The 17,395-nt window shown below is 66.1% G+C and carries 18 protein-coding genes; 8 read left to right on the top strand and 10 right to left on the bottom strand.

What is annotated here, in order from left to right; all coding sequences use genetic code 11:
- Positions 1-20 precede the first annotated feature (20 nt).
- Entirely contained in the window at positions 21-1,334 is a 1,314-nt protein-coding gene (locus tag TSA1_RS23870) for an HlyD family secretion protein (RefSeq protein ID WP_100178464.1), read from the bottom strand.
- A gap of 196 nt (positions 1,335-1,530) precedes the next feature.
- Here TSA1_RS23870 and TSA1_RS23865 point away from each other — a divergent pair, with 196 nt between their 5' ends.
- On the top strand, positions 1,531-2,166 hold the full coding sequence (locus tag TSA1_RS23865; RefSeq protein WP_100178463.1) for a TetR/AcrR family transcriptional regulator: 636 nt from the start codon (positions 1,531-1,533) through the stop codon (positions 2,164-2,166).
- A gap of 44 nt (positions 2,167-2,210) precedes the next feature.
- Entirely contained in the window at positions 2,211-2,552 is a 342-nt protein-coding gene (locus tag TSA1_RS23860; RefSeq protein WP_100178462.1) for a DUF6665 family protein, read from the top strand.
- 79 nt (positions 2,553-2,631) lie between these two features.
- Here the strand turns inward: TSA1_RS23860 and TSA1_RS23850 are convergent, their stop codons facing one another.
- Positions 2,632-3,837, bottom strand: coding sequence for an extensin-like domain-containing protein (locus tag TSA1_RS23850; protein WP_100178461.1), 1,206 nt, complete (start codon positions 3,835-3,837; stop codon positions 2,632-2,634).
- Between the two features lie 475 nt (positions 3,838-4,312).
- Complete coding sequence (locus TSA1_RS23840; protein WP_100178460.1) at positions 4,313-5,170, bottom strand: DUF2147 domain-containing protein; 858 nt, start codon at positions 5,168-5,170, stop codon at positions 4,313-4,315.
- A gap of 192 nt (positions 5,171-5,362) precedes the next feature.
- Here TSA1_RS23840 and TSA1_RS23835 point away from each other — a divergent pair, with 192 nt between their 5' ends.
- Together TSA1_RS23835 and TSA1_RS23830 are read left to right on the top strand one after the other, a co-directional pair.
- Entirely contained in the window at positions 5,363-6,157 is a 795-nt protein-coding gene (locus TSA1_RS23835) for a DUF2147 domain-containing protein (protein WP_100178459.1), read from the top strand.
- Positions 6,158-6,430: 273 nt separating this feature from the next.
- On the top strand, positions 6,431-7,906 hold the full coding sequence (locus TSA1_RS23830; RefSeq protein WP_174719332.1) for a FecR domain-containing protein: 1,476 nt from the start codon (positions 6,431-6,433) through the stop codon (positions 7,904-7,906).
- A 189-nt stretch (positions 7,907-8,095) separates the two neighbouring features.
- Here the strand turns inward: TSA1_RS23830 and TSA1_RS23825 are convergent, their stop codons facing one another.
- The gene (locus TSA1_RS23825) at positions 8,096-8,683 is read right to left on the bottom strand and encodes an NUDIX hydrolase (protein WP_100178457.1); all 588 of its coding nucleotides are present in this window, start codon (positions 8,681-8,683) and stop codon (positions 8,096-8,098) included.
- 67 nt (positions 8,684-8,750) lie between these two features.
- Positions 8,751-9,614, bottom strand: coding sequence for an archaetidylserine decarboxylase (gene asd / locus TSA1_RS23820; protein ID WP_100178456.1), 864 nt, complete (start codon positions 9,612-9,614; stop codon positions 8,751-8,753).
- A gap of 35 nt (positions 9,615-9,649) precedes the next feature.
- Between asd and TSA1_RS23815 the strand changes: the two genes are divergently transcribed.
- Positions 9,650-11,314 carry an aminotransferase class III-fold pyridoxal phosphate-dependent enzyme gene (locus TSA1_RS23815; protein WP_100178455.1) on the top strand — a complete coding sequence of 555 codons (1,665 nt, stop codon included), beginning with the start codon at positions 9,650-9,652 and terminating at the stop codon, positions 11,312-11,314.
- Between the two features lie 233 nt (positions 11,315-11,547).
- Here the strand turns inward: TSA1_RS23815 and TSA1_RS23810 are convergent, their stop codons facing one another.
- The 3 genes from TSA1_RS23810 to TSA1_RS23800 all read right to left on the bottom strand — a co-directional run bounded on the left by TSA1_RS23810 (position 11,548) and on the right by TSA1_RS23800 (position 14,121).
- On the bottom strand, positions 11,548-12,207 hold the full coding sequence (locus TSA1_RS23810) for a hypothetical protein (protein ID WP_100178454.1): 660 nt from the start codon (positions 12,205-12,207) through the stop codon (positions 11,548-11,550).
- Between the two features lie 139 nt (positions 12,208-12,346).
- Complete coding sequence (locus TSA1_RS23805; protein WP_100178453.1) at positions 12,347-13,036, bottom strand: class I SAM-dependent methyltransferase; 690 nt, start codon at positions 13,034-13,036, stop codon at positions 12,347-12,349.
- A 32-nt stretch (positions 13,037-13,068) separates the two neighbouring features.
- A complete protein-coding gene (locus TSA1_RS23800; RefSeq protein ID WP_174719045.1) occupies positions 13,069-14,121 on the bottom strand; it encodes a glycosyltransferase family 4 protein in 1,053 nt (350 codons plus the stop codon).
- A 274-nt stretch (positions 14,122-14,395) separates the two neighbouring features.
- Here TSA1_RS23800 and TSA1_RS23795 point away from each other — a divergent pair, with 274 nt between their 5' ends.
- The 3 genes from TSA1_RS23795 to TSA1_RS23785 all read left to right on the top strand — a co-directional run bounded on the left by TSA1_RS23795 (position 14,396) and on the right by TSA1_RS23785 (position 16,168).
- The gene (locus TSA1_RS23795) at positions 14,396-15,103 is read left to right on the top strand and encodes a L,D-transpeptidase (protein ID WP_100178451.1); all 708 of its coding nucleotides are present in this window, start codon (positions 14,396-14,398) and stop codon (positions 15,101-15,103) included.
- Positions 15,104-15,216: 113 nt separating this feature from the next.
- Positions 15,217-15,636 carry a c-type cytochrome gene (locus tag TSA1_RS23790; protein ID WP_100181307.1) on the top strand — a complete coding sequence of 140 codons (420 nt, stop codon included), beginning with the start codon at positions 15,217-15,219 and terminating at the stop codon, positions 15,634-15,636.
- 193 nt (positions 15,637-15,829) lie between these two features.
- Complete coding sequence (locus tag TSA1_RS23785; RefSeq protein ID WP_100178450.1) at positions 15,830-16,168, top strand: GIY-YIG nuclease family protein; 339 nt, start codon at positions 15,830-15,832, stop codon at positions 16,166-16,168.
- Positions 16,169-16,258: 90 nt separating this feature from the next.
- Here the strand turns inward: TSA1_RS23785 and TSA1_RS23780 are convergent, their stop codons facing one another.
- Together TSA1_RS23780 and TSA1_RS23775 are read right to left on the bottom strand one after the other, a co-directional pair.
- Positions 16,259-16,540 carry a hypothetical protein gene (locus TSA1_RS23780; RefSeq protein WP_100178449.1) on the bottom strand — a complete coding sequence of 94 codons (282 nt, stop codon included), beginning with the start codon at positions 16,538-16,540 and terminating at the stop codon, positions 16,259-16,261.
- Positions 16,533-17,324 (bottom strand): DUF899 domain-containing protein, encoded by a 792-nt coding sequence (locus TSA1_RS23775; RefSeq protein ID WP_430649803.1) that lies wholly within the window; start codon positions 17,322-17,324, stop codon positions 16,533-16,535. The genes TSA1_RS23780 and TSA1_RS23775 overlap by 8 nt, the downstream gene beginning before the upstream one ends.
- Between the last annotated feature and the right edge of the window lie 71 nt (positions 17,325-17,395).

Genomic DNA, 17,395 nt, shown 5'->3' with positions numbered 1-17,395 from the left:
CGCAGCGCTGGGATCGCGATTTACTGCGGGTGGATCGCGGTGGGATCGTCGAGATCGACCTCGCTGTCGGCGTCGGCTGCGCCCTTGTTGGTGTCGACGGTGGCGTAGACCGACATGCCGGCGCGGAGCAAATTCTGCTTCGCCACCGACTTCGGCACGCGGATGCGGACCGGCACCCGCTGCACGATCTTCGTGAAGTTGCCGGTGGCGTTGTCGGGCGGCAGCAGCGTGAACACCGAGCCCGCGCCCGCCGCGATGCTGTCGACCACGCCGGAGAACTTGCGCATGCCGTAGGCATCCACCTTGATCATCACCGGCTGGCCGGGACGAATGCGCTTGAGCTGCGTTTCCTTGAAATTGGCGTCGATATAGACCTCGTCGAGCGGCACGACATTGCCGAGGCGCTGGCCGACCGCGACGAAGTCGCCGGTGTTGACGAGACGGTTCGAGAACGTGCCGTCGACCGGCGCGCGCACCGCGGTGAAGCTGAGATCGCGCTCGGCCTTGGCGAGCGTGGTCTTGAGCTCGGCGAGCTGGGCTTGCGCTTCGGCCTGCTGGGCCTTGGCGACATCGACATTGCTGACGGCAACGTCGTAGGCGGCCTGCGCGGCCTTGACCGCGGCGGCGCCCTGGTCACGACCGGCCTCCGAACTCTCGAAGGTGGCGCGCGAGGCAAATCCCTTGTTGCTGAGGGCCTGCTGGCGCTCGTAATCGAGATCGGCCCGCTTGAGGCCCGCCTGGGCCGAGACAAGCTGCGCCTTGGCCTGCGCCACCTGGCTGTCGAGCGCCGCGATCTGGCGGCCGATGCGATCGATGGTGGCCTGCTGGGTCGCGATCTTCGTCGCGGCGGCATCGACCGCGATCTTGTAGTCACCGTCGTCGATGCGCAGGACGATGTCGCCGGCTCTCACCGGCGTGTTGTCGCCGGCGAGGACCGCGGCGATGTGTCCGGACACGCGCGCGCCCAGCATGGTGTTGTTGGCACGGACATAGGCGTCGTCGGTGGAGATGTAGAAGCGGCCGACCAGCGTGTAGTAGCCGGCGTAGCTCGCGGCCGCGAGCGCCAGCACCAGACCAACGCCCATCAGGACGAACTTGCGCTTGCCGGCTTTGGCAGCGCCGGCGGCGGGTACGTCCGGTGCGGATGCGGCCGGCTTGTCGGTCACGGGCTTTTCCGGCGCCTCAGCGGTGCGGCGCTTGGCCTCCTCGGCCACATGGGCGCGCAATTGCTCGGCAAGGGGTGCAGAGCCCTCGATCGCAGCGTCACCACCCGCGTGCTCCTCCACCGCTTCCTGGCGAAGGACGCGCGCAGCCTGGTCTCTCGATACGGCCATAAAGGCCTCCCCAAAAAACGCGATCAAGGAGACGGCAGGCCTCTGGCCCGCTCTCCGCTCGCTGATCCAAATACCATTGACCGAACGGTTCGGTCAATATACATAATATTCCCGGCCGAACCCTACTGACGAGAATCCTTTATTCGGGTTTCATGGCCGCAGACCCGACTCAAAAACCTTCCGAGACCCTGAACCAATGGTTGTAGCCGGCCACGACCAACTGCACGTCATCCAGGAGGAGGAGGGCTCCAAGCGTCGCCAGATCCTGGACGGCGCCCGCAAGGTGTTCATGGATCTCGGTTTCGACGGCGCCAGCATGGGCGAGATCGCGCGCGCGGCGCAGGTCTCCAAGGGCACGCTCTACGTCTACTTCGCCGACAAATGCGCGCTGTTCGAAGCCATCCTCGAGCAGGAGGCACTCCAGCACGGCCAGGTCGTGTTCAATTTCGATCCCGCGCGCGATGCCGAGACCACGCTGAAGGAGTTCGGCCTCGCCTATCTTCACCTGGTCTGCCGGCCCGGTGGCGGATCGGCGATCCGCACCGTGATGGCGATCGCCGAACGCATGCCGGATGTCGGCCGCCGCTACTATGCGCGCGTGCTCGACAAGAGCATCAACCGCCTCTCCGCCTATCTCCAGGCCCGCGTTAGTTCCGGCAATCTCGATATCGACGATTGCGACCTTGCCGCCTCCCAGTTCATGGAATTGTGCAAGGCTTCCCTCTTCCTGCCCTTCGTGTTCCAGGCCGCACCCGCGCCATCGGTGGAGCGCATGACCGAGGTGGTCGGCAGCGCGACGCGGATGTTCCTGGCGGCGTATCGGACGAAGTAACGGCGCGTTGCGCAGACGGGACAGGCAGCACTATATTTGCGGCCATGTCCCGTGATCTTCGCCCGCCCGTCGATATCCTCCATTATGAGATCGTCCAGGAGCAGGCCTCGGCGCTTGGACGGATGGGGCGCGCGCTGGAGCAGGCGCTGGCGCGTTTGCGCGAGTTCGACGCCGCTCACGCACTGCCGGAAGTTCCGGTCTCGATGCAGCCGGCGCGGCGCAAGCTGGTGCTGGAAGCCGGTCAGGCGCTCTGGATGTTCGTGGTGCAGCGAGAGGCGACCGGCTTGCGCGACAGCCGCCATATCATGCGGACCTACAACGTCCCGGGCGAGGTGCAGCGCTGCATGGGGCTGGCGCCCACAATGTCGAGGCCGGCGAGATCGTAGCCCGCATGGAGCGAAGCGGAATGCGGGGACAGTCTCCCGGATTGCGCTTTCGCTCCATCCGGGCTACCGGCAAAAGCGCTCAATCGTCGGCGTAATCGTCGTCCTCGCGCTTGTGCGCCGTCGTCTTGCGCCCACCGAGCGAGCCGGTGACCGAGGGTTCGCGCGCACTGGCATAGGGCCTGCGCGACTGCGCGCGCGAGGCGACCTCTTCGCCGGAGACCGCGGCGGGCTGGCAGATCAGGCGGCGGCTGGCGCGGCGCATCAGATCGACGTGGATGTGATCGTAGTGATAGACGTTCGATCCCGGCGCCAGCACCGTGGTGAAATGCGCGCAGGCCCCCGACTGCACGTCGCGCAGGAATCCCTGCTCCTCCGGCATGCCGCGCCAGCCGTCCTTCACGGTGACGCGGCGGCCGTCGGCGAGCACGAAGGCGGCAATGTCGAGCGCGTTGCCGAACGCGTGCTCGGAGATGTGAGAATGCGGATTGCCGTTCATGCCGCGGCAGGAATAGGCGGAGATCTGCTTGATCTCGGCGACGCGGACGCCGAACCAGCGCATCGCCGAAGGCTGCACGGTGTCGGCGAGCCAGCGGTCGAGTTCGGAGACGATCGGACAGGCGAGCGTCGCGGTCGGCTTGATCGCGACCGGGCCGACGGTCGTGACGGGATTGCCCTGGGCAGGGCCGAGGCGCGGCAGCGGCTGCTGCGCGGGCGCCTGCGAGTAAGGCGCCCGCCGGGCCGGATAGCTCGGCGCATTCATGTAGCGCGAGGCACCGGCGGCGTCGGTGCCATCGGGCGGCAGGTCGATCTCGTCCTCCTGCGACTCCACGCCGGGCGCGTTCAGCGACATCGGCCCGGACGATGCACCATAGCCGGCGGGCTGGCGCACCGCGCTTTCAGGATAGTTCGAACGCTGCGGGTTGGCCGATGCCGGATAATTCTGGGCTTGCGGATAATTCGACCGCGGCTGCGTCACCGGCCAGCGCGGCTGGCCGCCGATGCTGCCCGGCGGGCGCAACTCCTCGTCGGCAAAGCCGTAGCTGCTCGAGGCTTCGCCGAGGGCGGCGACCTTGAGCGGAAACTCGGCGCCGCACATGCCGGGCCCGGAGATCGGATCGATCCGGACGAGATCCGGCCCCTCTTTCACCGCGCCCGATTTCAGGCATGCGGCTTCTGCCTCGGCCCGCCATGGCTCGCGCTCGGCCTGGAAGAAGCCGCGACCGCAACCCGCTAGCGAAACAAGGACGATGGAGCCGACGAGATACAAACGAACTCCGCGCGTCATGCACGCACGTTCGGTGAATTTACTTAAAGACTCTTCAACACGTTGGTTTCACTGTTCTTTAACCATGCCGGCCGGCGCGAACCAAAACGCTGCCGACGCTGAGCGGCAGCAAGGCTGACTTTTTCGCGGCGAGACTTTCTGTTAACCATGAGGGCTCGCGCGGAATCTGACGCGCGTGGAGGAGCGACCTCATGACGTTCGCCGGGAGACTGAGCGTAGTCACCGCGTACCTCGCCATGGCCTTCGTCGGCGCCATCGTGCTCGGCATGGTCTAGAGGCAACAGTCGACCACGACAGCTCTCTTACCCTCCCCTGGAGGGGGAGGGTCGCTGCGCATGTAGCGAAGCGGAATGCGCAGCGGGGTGGGGTGACGGTCTCTCCCCATCCAACAGTACCTGAGTGGAGAGATCACCCCACCCCGCTCGCGCTTCGCGCGATCGACCCTCCCCCTCCAGGGGAGGGTTACAAGCACCAACTACGACCGCTCGCTCCACTGCCGCGACGTCGTGAGCAGCTGCACGCGCGGCGCCTCGACCCGCGTCCAGTCGTTGCCGGAGCACCAGAAATGGCCGATCGCGCAGGCTTCGACGTGAAGCCTGCCGGAGCCCTTCAGCGTCATCGTCCCGTAATAGGTGCGTCCACTGGAGCGGCTGTAGATGCTGCCGGTCCAGACGTCGTGCGCTTTCGGCTTCATGTTGACGAGCACGCTCTCGCCGCGATTTGAAGCCTCGGTCAGCGCGTAACCGCACAGCGCGGGGCCACAGCGCTCGATGCGCACCGTGCCCTTGGCGCCGACGCTCTCCCATTCGCCGAGCGGCGTATAGCCCTGCGCCTCGTCGTTGCGCTGCGCGGCCGTCACGGCCTGCTTGATCTCCGGGCTCGGAGCGGGCGGCGGCTCCATGCGCGTCGGATCGAGGCGCGGCAGGTCAACCCGCGGCGGATTGGGATTCAGCGCCTCCGGTCTTGATGTCTCTGGTTTTGGGGCCTGCGGCGGCACAACGTGCTGCGACGTCGTCGCGGCAAGGATGGGCGCTGGAGGCGCAGGTGGTGTCGCGACCACGGCCGTCGGCGGCGGACGAATCGAAGCGGCCGGAGCGACTGGCGCCTGGACAATTGGCGCCGGCGGCGGGGCCGGTCTCGTTGCGGTCTCTGCCACCGGCCGAAGGCTGCGATTGGACGAGATCGACACACAGGATGTGGACCGGCACGTCTTGGCCGCCTCGACATGGAAGCGGTGGCCGCCGATCGAGAAGGAATACGAGCCGGCCTCGGCTGCGGGCGCGACCACCGTCAAAGCGATCAATGTGCCAAGCGAAGTCAGAAGCCGGGTCATCGGCGCCTCCTGTCGTGTCGGGACAGGTTATGCGGGATGAACGGCGGCTGGATGTGCGCTGGCTCACCCTGGCCTCTGGAGCCGTTGTGATTCCCATCACAGAACGCCCCGCCAGCGCCGCGTAGGGTCGAACCACGCTTCACCCACCGGCGACTTCAGTCCATCGGGACCACGCCATTTTCGGAGGTTGTCATGAACAAGCTCACCATCGCCGCCACCGCACTCTTCCTGGCGTCGACCGCCGCCGCGCATGCCGGCGGAAATACGATCGCGTTCCAGATCGAGGGCCAGCACATCCGCATCGAGACGCCGCGCAACTGCGCCTCGCTCAATTGCGTGACCATCGTCGCGCCGGGCCTGTCGGACAAACCGATCAAGCTGAACAACATCAACCTCAAGGGCCTCGGCGGCTCCAAGGACGATGACGTCGACACCACACCGGCTCCGGCCACCAATGCGCAACCCGCGCCTGCTCCGGTCCAGCAACAATCCGTGCAGCAGGCCCCGGTCCAGGCTACCGCCCCGGCCGCGCCTGCGGCGCCCGCTCCGGCAGCGACGGCGGCCGCCGCTCCGTCTGCCAGCTACGACAATGCGACGCCGCCCGTGCCCGTTGCGGCTCCTGCTCCTGCTCCCGCTCCTGCACCGGTCGCGGTTGCTCCCGCACCTGCTCCGGCCCCGGTGGCTGCGGCGCCCGTGGCCGCCCCGAACTCTCCGATCGGCGTGTGGGCGACCGAGGAGAACAAGGGCAATGTCCGCGTCGAGCAGTGCGGCGCCAATCTGTGCGGCTATGCCGAGAAGACCAACGAGCGCATCCTGATCAACATGAAGCCCGAGGGCTCGAAGTGGAGCGGCCGCATCCACGATCCCAACTCCGGCCGCAACTACGACTCGACCATCGCGATGAAGGGTCCGAATGCGATGCGCGTGCAGGGCTGCGCCTTCGGCGGCATGTTCTGCGGCGGCCAGACCTGGAAGCGCGTGAGCTGACACCGAAGGTGTCATCCCGGGCGATGCGAATGCATCGAACCCGGGATCTCGCGCCACATACACAATCGTTCGTCATGCCCGGGCTTGTCCCGGGCATCCAGGTTCTTCGTACCGCAATCAAGACGTGGATGGCCGGGACAGGCCCGGCGATGACGGTGTGGGGACAGCTCGTCCTCCCCCCGCACCACACACGTTCATCCGCCATTCAGGTCGCCCCGGCTGAAATCCGCTGATCTCGCCTCGCGTTCTCACCGGGACCTCTTCGTGACATCAATGCTGGCTTGGCGCCGCTTCGTGTTCGCGCTCGTGCTGCCGGCATTGCCGCTGGCAGGCAGCAGCGCGGCTTGTGCATCGGAGACGATCGAGATCGCGCAGGCGCAGCCCCAAGCCCAAGCCGAACCCGCGCCTTCCCCGACGCCCGCCGCCTCGCCGGCACCCGCGGCCGATGCACAATCCGCCGCCGTCGAGCCGATCGGCAACGTCGCGACCGTCACGGGGATCGCGACCGTGATCCGCGACAAGAACTCCTATCCGCTGCGCGTACGCGACGACATTTATCTCAACGATGTCGTGCAAACCTCGTCGAACTCGACGCTCGGCATCACCTTCAACGACGCCACCACGTTCAACCTTTCCGCCAGTTCGAAGATCACCATCGACAATTACGTCTATGAGGACGGCGGCAAGCAGAACTCGGGGATTTTCGACATCGGCAAGGGCACGGTCGCTTTCGTCGCGGCGGCGGTGGCCAAGACCGGCGACATGAAGATCACGACGCCGACGGCGACGCTCGGCATCCGCGGCACCACCGGTGTCGTCGACGTGCCCGAAGGTGCAACCGCCGGCGGCGCCAACAACGTCAACATCAAGCTCTATCCCGATGCCGACGGCCGCGTCGGTCACATCGACGTCGACGACCGCACCAGCGGCACGCGGCTCGGCGCACTGACGCAAGGTGCGAGCGGCTTTGCGATCCGGCCCGGCGCCGCCGTTGCCGGCACGATGCGCTTCGCCGCGGTGCCGATCACGATTCCCGCACAGCAGATCGCGCGCGACCGCGGCTTCGTCAGCCAGGTCCATCTGGCCCAGACCACTGGCCGCCAGATCGTCACCGAGCAGCGCGACTTCCGCCGCGCCAATCCGACCGCGCTCAGCCGCATTCCGCGCCCCAGCCAGCCGCCGCAGCAGCAGCAATTGCGGCCGGCGACCGTGCCCGCCCAGCAGCCGCAGCGCCCGAACGGCCAGCCCGGCCAGAACAACCGTCCGGGTCAGCAGCAGCCGGGCACGCCGGGCCGGCAAGGCGCCCAGCCGCCGCAGCGACAGGGCCAGGGACAGCAAGGTGGCGCGGTGCAGCCGGGCGCACCGCGTGCGGGGCAAGGACTGCAACAAGGGCAACAGCGAGGCCCGCATCAGGGGCAACCGCAGTCCGGCCAGCAGCAAGGCGCGGGACGTCCGGGTGCGCCGCGGGCCGGACAAGGCTCACAGCCAAACGGCGCGCAGCAAAAACAGCCGCAGCGCGATGGACGAATTCCCCCCGGCGGAATCGTGCCGCCGCAACCGGGCGGGACGCAGCCACCAGCCCCGCAGCCGCAACAGCCGCGCACCGGCCTGCAGCCGGGCCAGCCACCCGCGGTTCAACCGCCGAGCATCCAACGCCAAGGCGGATTCCAGCAACGCCTCCCCGCCGCACCACGCCCCGCAGCGCCGCGCAAGCCGATACCGCCACCGAAGGAGAAGGAGCGACGGTGACTTTTTTCCTTCTCCCCTTGTGGGAGAAGGTGGCGCGAAGCGCCGGATGAGGGGTTCTCTCCGCACGTTCAATTGAGAGTTGGAAACGCGCGGAGAGAATCCCTCGCCCGTCTCGCCGCTTTGCGGCGAGCCACCCTCTCCCACAAGGGGCGAGGGTGCACCGTCAACGCGGAGAGAGGTACCGACAACTCACGCCTCGCCGCGCAGCCAGGCCTTCACCTTCTGCAACAGGCCGTGCCGCAACTCGTCGACGGAGGCGGCTTCGGCCGGCGTCAGCGTCTGCAAGGCTGCGTCGATCTCGTCGCTCGCCAATGGCGACGCCGACTCGGAAATGGGCGTTGGCGACGCCACGTCTGTAGGCACCAGCCCCGACGCCGCAAGCGCGATCGGGCCGATCTGTGTCAGGAACGCGCGCTCATATTCGCGCGAGAGACGCCCGATCGCATCGTCCAGCGCGAGCCAGTCGACCGCCTTGATGTCGTTCATCAGCTTGCGGACCGGCCCGCCTTCGGCCTCCATCCGCCAGAAATGCACGACCTTGGAGCGACCGCCGGATTGGTAGACGAGCGTGCCGAGAAATTCGTGCACGGCGACGTCGTGGCCGGTCTCCTCCAGCACCTCGCGGTGCGCGGCTTCCTTCGGCGTCTCACCGTCATCGAGCTTGCCCTTGGGCAAGACCCATTCGTTGCGCTTGCGCTGGCGCACGACCGCGATCAGCGGGACAGAGCCTCGCCGCAGCACAATACCACCCGCCGCCATGACCGGCGCCCGCGCCATCACCAAATCCGTCGTCGTCAAATCGTCCCCGCGAACGATATAGGCGACGGGGACGGCGGATTGAAGGCTACTTTCTCCTCAGCAGCGCCTGACCGGCGCGAATCCGCGTGCCCTCGGCGATGCCGTCGCAGAAGCTGAAATCGCCGGGCGCGAGAATGATGATGGTCGAGCCGTGTTCGAACCAGCCGAGCTCCTCGCCCTTGCCCACCTTGACGTCGCAGGGGAAGTTGACCGGCCCGCGTGTCTGCGCGTTCAGCACCATGTCGAGGAAGTGCAGGCGGATGCTCGCGACCAGGATCGCAGCGACCGGCACCAGCGTCACGGCCTCGCCGGTCGAAAGATGCGTGCGGATCACCGCGCGCTCGTTCTTGCAGAACAGGCGCTCGACCCGCTTCAGCGCGATCGGATTGACGTTCCAGACGTCACCATGGATCAGCGTGACGCGTTCGATATGGGCGTCATGGGGCGCATGGAAGCGGTGATACATGCTCGAGGTCAGCCGCAGCGTGACGAAGCTGCCGTTGCGGTGCTGGTCAACCAGCGCGGAATCGCCGACGAGGTCGAGCAGCGAATAAGGCGCCCCTTTGACCTGGAACAGCTCCGTGTCGGCGATCTTCCCGTGGGCGCCGACGATGCCGTCCGACGGACTGGCGACAATGGAGGGATCCGGATCAAACGGCCGCAGGCCGGGCTTCAGCTCCCGCGTGAAACAATCGTGCAGGCTTTTGAAATGGGTCTTGCGTGCCTCCGACAGATCGAGATCTGAGAACAGCTTCCACAGCGCGATCGAGAAGTCCCTCACCAGCGGATTCTCGATCTTGGAGAACCAGCCCATGAAGCGGGTCAACGCCGCGCGGGGAATGCGGTTGGTCAACAGGAAGTTGAGGTCTTCCTGCTGGGTGAAGGAGGCAATGAGGGCTTTGACTGTCATGAATCTGTCAGCTCACAGTATTAGCGCTTGTTGACATGGAAACGACACTCCCGATTCTCTCGATGTCCGTGGCCGCCGCAGCGTCCGCTGCCGCCGTCCTCCCGAAGATCAAGGCGCGGGTCGAACTGTCCCGCGCCAAGCACCGCTCGCTCGCCGGACACTCCAAGATGTCGCGCCGGGTGGCAAAGCTGCTCCCGTTCTACGAGTTCGGAGAGAGCGATTACTTCTCCTGCGACGGCGCACCGGCGAACATCGCCGCGCGGCGTAAGGACGCCTTCTTCCGCCTCGCCAAGCTTTACGCCGAGCGCTACCCGAAGGGCCGCGCGATGACGAGGGAAGCGGCGGAGACGATTTCCGACCTGAACTTCACCGAGAGCTACCGTGTGCCGTTCCAGTTCTCGCGTCTCGTCCGCGAGCATCTGGGCACCTCGACCTTCATGGAATCGTCCAGCGGCGTCACCGTCACTGACGTCGACGGCAACACCTCCTACGACCTCACCGGGTCCTACGGCGTCAACATCTTCGGCAACGACTTCTACAAGGAGTGCATCGAGGGCGCGGAGAAGCGGGCGCATGCGCTCGGCCCGGTGCTCGGCCCTTATCACCCCGTCATCCTCGAGAACGTGCAGCGGCTCCGCCATATCTCCGGCCTCGACGAGGTCTCGTTCCACATGTCTGGCACCGAGGCCGTGATGCAGGCCGTGCGCCTCGCGCGCTACCACACCCGGCGCACCCATCTGGTTCGTTTCGCCGGCGCCTATCACGGCTGGTGGGGCGACGTGCAGCCCGGCGTCGGCAATCCCATTGCCGCGCACGAGACCTACACCCTCGCCGAGATGTCGGAGAAGACGCTGCACGTGCTGAAGACGCGCAAGGACATTGCCTGCGTGCTGGTCAATCCGCTGCAGGGCCTGCACCCGAACGTCAACGCGCCCGGCGATTCCTCGCTGGTCGATTCCTCCCGCGGCGGCAATTTCGATCGCGCAGCTTACACCGAATGGCTGAAGAAGCTTCGGGAAGTCTGCACCGAGCGCGGTATCGTCTTGATCTTCGACGAGGTCTTCGTCGGATTCCGTCTCGCCGCCGGTGGCGCCCAGGAATACTTTGGCGTCAAGGCCGACATGGTGACCTACGGCAAGAGCCTCGCAGGCGGCCTGCCGGTCGGCGTTGTCTGCGGCAAAAGCGAGCTCATGCGCCGCTTCCGCGACGACCGCCCCGCCGACATCTGCTTCGCCCGCGGCACCTTCAACTCGCACCCCTACGTCATGACGGCGATGGACGAGTTCTTGAGCCGCCTCGCCAGCCCGAATTTTCGCGCGGTGTATGAGGGCCTCGATGACACCTGGAACGGCCGTGTCCAGAAGCTCAACCAGATGATGGCGGGCGCCGACCTGCCGGTGCGGTTCGCCAATTTCTCGTCGATCTGGACGGTGAAATACACCACACCATCCCGCTACAACTGGATGCTGCAATATTATCTGCGCGCCGAGGGCCTGGCCTTGAGCTGGGTCGGCACCGGCCGGCTGATCTTCAGCCTCAACTACACCGACGCCGATTTCACCGAGGTTGCCGAGCGCTTCGTCCGCGCCGCCGAGAAGATGAAGGCCGACGGCTTCTGGTGGCACGACGGCGCGCTCACCAACAAGCAGATCAAGCGGCAGATCCTGAAGGAAATGCTGGCCAAGCGTTTTGGGCGTTGAGGTCGGTCCCCCGCTAACCACCACCGTCATTCCGGGGCGGCTCGAAGAGCCGAACCCGGAATCTCGAGATTCCGGGTCTGGTCCTTCGGACCACCCCGGAATGACGGCGCTTACGGCGGCCCCCTGCCCCCGCGCGAGCAACGGCGAGGAAGCCTCCAACACGTGGAGGCCCGGCACGAGGCCGGGCATGACGCAACCATCAGACATCGGAGTGTTCGATATGCGCGGCGCGCTCAGGCGTGCTGCTCTTCGAGCACGGGCTCGCCGATGAGGCCCAGCGTGTGCTCGGGGTTGAGGTGCAGGCCCGGATCCATCAGCTCGCCGCGCATCAACGCCAGCGGCGCACCGCGATAGAGCATCAAATCGTGGAACGGATCGGTCAGGATCTTGGTCATCCAGACGAGGCCGGTCTCGACGTCGCGGATGAAGAACAGGTGCACGGTGCGGAACAACAGGCCGCCGCCGCCGACCACGAGCCAGATCTTGGCGACCTGCCGCATGAAGTCGGTCGCACTTGCCCAGGGCGTGAAAAGGCCGAACAGCGTGGGATCGACGACCAGCACCAGCGGCGAGGCCGCCCAGATCGCCATCAGCACCACCTTGCGCTGCAGGTTGTAGCCGACCTTGATCTCTTCCTTGTGCTCGTGCGTCGCCTGGTTGATGTGGTCGTAGGTATGCGGCTCGAAGAAGAAATGGCCGGCCTGGCGCGAGGTCATCGAGACCAGCCAGCCCACCAGCGCGGAGACGACGGGATCGACGAACAGCCAGACATAGGCGAAGAGGAAGCTCAGCGCGCTGACGAAATGCAGGCTCTGATTGATGCGGCTGTGGTGATAGTAGCGATGGTCGTCCCAGCGCTGGATCCGCAGCTGCTCGAGATAATTCTTGATCATGCTCTTCCCCAAAATGCTTTCGGGTACGGGGTTACAGGGATTCGATGTACGCCGTGTGACAACATCATCTTGTCATGTGACGGCACGCAGCGGCGCGGTGACGCACGCAACGCGTGAGCTTCAGCTCACGCCGCCTTTCTCACGCCGCCTTGGCGACGTCGACCTTGCGGAAGCGCACCAGCGAGAAATGACCGAGCGGCGGGATCAGGCGGCGCTCGGCGAGCTCGATGCCGTGAGCGCCGGCCAGCCACTTCGCATAGCGCGACCAGGCGAACTCGGCGGTGCGGAAGCCGAGCGGACGCACCACCGGCTGCAGCTTCTGCTCGATGAAGCGGCGCATACCGGCATCCGCGCTGACGCGGGTCAGGATGATCAGCTCGCCGCCGGGACGCAGCACGCGGGCGAATTCGTCGAGCGCCTTCTCCGGGTTCGGCACGGCGGTGACGACATATTGCGCCATCACGACGTCGAAGGAATTGTCGGGGAATTCGAGCTTCTCGGCGTCCATCACCGCGAGCCCCTCGACGTTCTTCAATCCGCCCTCGGCGACGCGCCGGCGTGCCTTGTCCAGCATCGCTTCCGAAATGTCGGTACCGAAGATGCGCAGGTTCGGCGCATAGAGCGGCAGCGAGATTCCGGTGCCGACGCCGACCTCGAGCACGCGGCCGCCGATCTTGTTGGTGGCCGCGATCGCCGCCTGCCGGCCCTTGGCGAACACGCCGCCGAACACGAGATCGTAGACCGGCGCCCAGCGATCATAGGCCTGCTCGACCGTTCCGCGGGTGAGGTCGAGCTGCTGGGTGCCGTCAAGGTTCATGATCTTGGCCATCGATGGGTTCTCGCTGTGGTTCAAATGAATGATCAGCCGCGCACCGGCCGCCGCGCCATGCGGGGCGAGGCGCGCAGGACGCGGCTGGGCTGGAGGGAGGTGAGATTGCCGACGAACTGACGCGCGCTGTTTTCCCAGGAGCGCTCCAGCGCAAAATTGCGGCAGGTCTCGCGCGACATGGTCAGCGCGCGCAGGCACGCGGTGCGCAGATCGTGATCGATTGCGCCGATCGGATGATCGGCGATGACGTCCTTGGGCCCCGTCACCGGAAACGCCGCGACCGGCGTGCCGCAGGCCAGCGCCTCGAGCTGCACCACGCCGAACGTATCGGTCAGGCTCGGAAACACGAACACGTCGGCGGCGGCGAGATGCGCGGTGAGATCGGCGCCCTTCTTCTCGCCGAGGAACACCACGTCCGGATATTTCTTTTCGAGCGCCGCCTTCTGCGGACCGTCACCGACGACGACCTTGGTGCCGGGCAGATCGAGCGAGAGGAACGCTTCGAGGTTCTTCTCCACCGCCACGCGCCCCATGGTCATGAAGATCGGGCGCGGCAGATCGAACTTGGCGGGGCTATCCGGATGGAACAGCTCGGTGTCGACGCCGCGCGTCCAGAAGCCGAGCCGCTTGAAGCCGCGCTCGGACAGCTCCTGCCGCAGCGAGGGCGTCGCCACCATGGTCATGGCGGCGGCATCGTGGAAGTGGCGCAGCACGGCATAGCCGACCGCCGCCGGGATGCCGGTCCGTACCGAGATATATTCGGGAAAGCGCGTGGTGTAGGAGGTGGTGAAGGCGAGCCGGTTGCGACGGCAATAGGCCCGCGCCGCCCAGCCGATCGGACCTTCGGTCGCGATGTGGAGCGCGTCCGGCGCGGCCTTCTCGATCCGCCGCGCGATCTCCTTTCCGCTCGGCAGCGCTATGCGCAGGCCCGGATAGGTCGGCAGCGGCCAGGACGGGAAGCCGTCCGGCGTCAGGAAGTCGATCTCGACATCGAGCGCCTTGGCGGCATTCGCCAGCGAGGTCAGGGTGCGGACCACACCGTTGACCTGGGGATGCCAGGCGTCCGTCGCGATTAATACCCGCATGGGGAAATCCCGAGAGTTTGATGATTCTCGGTTTCCGACCATCAACGAAGGATATTTCAGGCGTGTGACGTCACAGAAGTGTCGGCCCACCGTTTTGTTCGTTAACGGGCGCCTGCGGCCACGAAACTGTCATGAAACAATCCTTTCCGCGACGAAACCGTTTTCGGTTTTCCGCGCAAATGTCCCGAAACGTTTTTCCGTTAGTGATCCAGGCAACGGAGCACCGCAAGGGTGCCGCGGTGGCCGAGACCACCGAGCAAACAGGGGCGATCACATGTTCAATCTGGACAGGTTCAGGAATTTTTCGCGCGCCGTTGCGCTCGGTGCAGTCGCGGTCTCAGCAATCGCGTTCGCAGGTGCGGCCGAGGCCGCGCCGGTGCAGATCTTCCCCTTCTTCCAACCGCTGCCGCCGTTCGCCGCGCCGCAGCCGGTCCAGCCCTACCAGGCGCCGGCCTATCAGACCGAGCCGTCCGACGATCAGGACGCAGTGGAGATGCCGGCGCGCTTCCGCCGCCAGACCGTCTCCTACGCGACGCGCGAGGCGCCGGGCACCATCATCATCGACACCCCCAACACCTATCTCTATTACGTGCTCGGCAACGGCCAGGCGCTGCGCTACGGCATCGGCGTCGGCCGCGACGGCTTCACCTGGTCCGGCGTGCAGTCGGTGACCCGCAAGGCCGAGTGGCCGGCCTGGACGCCGCCGCCGGAGATGATCGCCCGCCAGCCCTATCTGCCGCGCCACATGGCCGGTGGCCCCGGCAATCCGCTCGGCGCCCGCGCCATGTATCTCGGCGGCACCATCTACCGCATCCACGGCACCAACGCCCCCGACACCATCGGCAAGCGCGTCTCGTCCGGCTGCATCCGCATGACCAATGACGACGTCACCGACCTCTATTCCCGCGTCAACGTCGGCACCAAGGTCGTGGTGCTGCCGATGACGGAGCGCCGCGCGGAGCTCGGAACCACGGCGCGCTAAGCGACAGGACATTGTGACGCAAACGGCCCCGGAACCCCGCCGGGGCCGCTTTCGTTTGCCCTCGACGTGTCGGCGCGCGCTTGCTGCGGCGCGGATCCCTGACGGAGGCGCACATGCAATCACGCCTGCAATCCTCGCGATATCAGCGGCTGCACGGCCTCGCCAGCGCCGTCCTACTGACGCTGCTCCTGTCCGCGCCCTCCTCGCTCGCGCAGCAGCCGGCGGGCGATGAGGCGGCGCAGCAGGCTTTCAACAATTCCTGCCGCACCTGCCATTCCGCGAAGGAAGGCGACAACCGCCTCGGTCCCAATCTCAACAAAATTCTGGGACGCAAGGCCGGCTCGCTGCCGGACTACAATTATTCCTCTGCAATGAAGGATGCCGGTTTCATCTGGGACGAGGACAAGCTCTCGCGCTTCATGGTCAAGCCGGACGAGGTGGTGTCGGGCAACAAGATGCAGCCATATGGCGGCATCTCGCCCGATGAAGCGGCGAAGGTGGTTGCGTATCTTCAGGCGGCGGGCAGGCGATAACCGCGCGTTCAGGCTTGCGTCGGAAATCGTGGCGCATCCTTCGAGACGCCCGCCGATGGCGGGCTCCTCAGGATGAGGGCGGAGTGCGCGGCCGCCAGTGTTCACGCAACTCTTGCGCAAGACCGCATATGCCAGTTAGCCTCATCCTGAGGAGCGCGCTCTTGCGCGCGTCTCGAAGGACGAGGCGTTCACGATGACTGATGGCGCTTGGCTCTACATTCTCAGATGCGTCGACGGCAGTTACTACATCGGCACGACGCGCACCGAGCTCGACATCAGAATCGCCCAGCACAACACCGGCACGTTCGAGAGCTATACAAAGTCGCGTCGCCCCGTGACGTTGATCTTCTCGCAATGGTTCGATCGCATCACCGACGCGATCGAATGCGAGCGGAAACTCAAGAAGTGGAGTCGCGCGAAGAAGGAAGCTTTCATGCGCGGCGATTTTGCCGAACTGCAGGAGCTGGCAAAGCGCGGATCGCATCATCCTTCGAGACGCCCGCCTGCGGCGGGCCCTCAGGATGAGGTCTGAGTGTGCGGCAATATTGTCGACGCGGAACTGCTCGCAGTTAGCCTCATCCTGAGGAGCGCGCCCTTGCGCGCGTCTCGAAGGACGAGGCGTTCACTCCGGCGGAGGTGCGCGCCGCCGCTCCGCAATCAGCCTCAGCCACGCCACCGAGTGAAACGCGCTCATCAGGAGATACATCGGCGCCATCCCGCCGAGCGCAGAGGCGTACCCGGCGGAGCAGAGCATGTCCGCCGAACCGCTGCCGGCGACGGCCGTCACCCCAGCCATGATCGCGAAGGTCGGCGTGGCCGCCAACGCCAGCCACCGGGCGAGATGGCGCGCCGCCGCCGCGCCGTCCCGGTTGGCAGCGGCGGTTGCGCTCACGCCACTAGTCACGTCCTTCCGCCGCTTCCTCGCGAAACGCCTTCTCGCCTGCGTCGGAGATCTCGACCCACTTCTTGTCGGGCTCGGCGCCCTCCGTGTAGCTGTCGTGCCAGTTCCACCATTTGTAGGTCGGCGTCTGCGGATAGCCCTTCGGCGAATCCTCCCAGACCTCCTGGCGGCCGAGCGGGGTGATGTCGAGATAGTTCCAGGTGCCGCCCATCTGCTCGTCGCCGCGGCTCTTGACGAAATAGGTGCGGAAGATGCGCGTCCCGTCGCGGTAGAACACGTTGGTGCCGTGCCATTCGTCGACGCCGAAATCGGCATCGAAGCTGTCGGTGACGGTGACCCACGGCATGGTCCAGCCCATCCGCTGCTTCAGCCTGATGATGTCGGCCTGCGGCGCGCGCGAGGCGAACACCAGCGTGGTGTCGCGGGCATTCAGATGCGCGACATGGGCGACCTGGTCGGCCACCATGGAGCAGCCGCGGCAGGCGTGATCGGGCCAGCCGAACACACCGGGCTCGAAGAAGGCGCGGTAGACGATCAGTTGCCGCCGCCCCTGGAACAGATCGGCCAGACTGAGCTTGCCGCCGGGCCCCTCGAACGCATAGGTTTTGGTCACTTCCATCCACGGCATGCGCCGGCGCTCGGCGGCCAGGACGTCGCGGGCACGGGTATGCGCCTTTTCCTTCACGAGCAGTTGCTGACGGGCGGCCTCCCAGTCCTGCGGCGACACCACCGGCGGTATTTGCATGGCAGCCTGTCCGTTATTCGGTTCGTTCTGGGCTAATGTCATCATGACTCTCCAAATCTTCTGCCTGGGCGATCGGCCTAGCGTCTCGCGGAACCGCTCGCCTCTCACCGCAC

The sequence above is a fragment of the Bradyrhizobium nitroreducens genome (assembly GCF_002776695.1).
GTDB lineage: Bacteria > Pseudomonadota > Alphaproteobacteria > Rhizobiales > Xanthobacteraceae > Bradyrhizobium > Bradyrhizobium nitroreducens.
The sequence above is the reverse complement of the archived record's forward strand: the minus strand, read 5'-3'. Positions and strand labels throughout refer to the sequence as shown.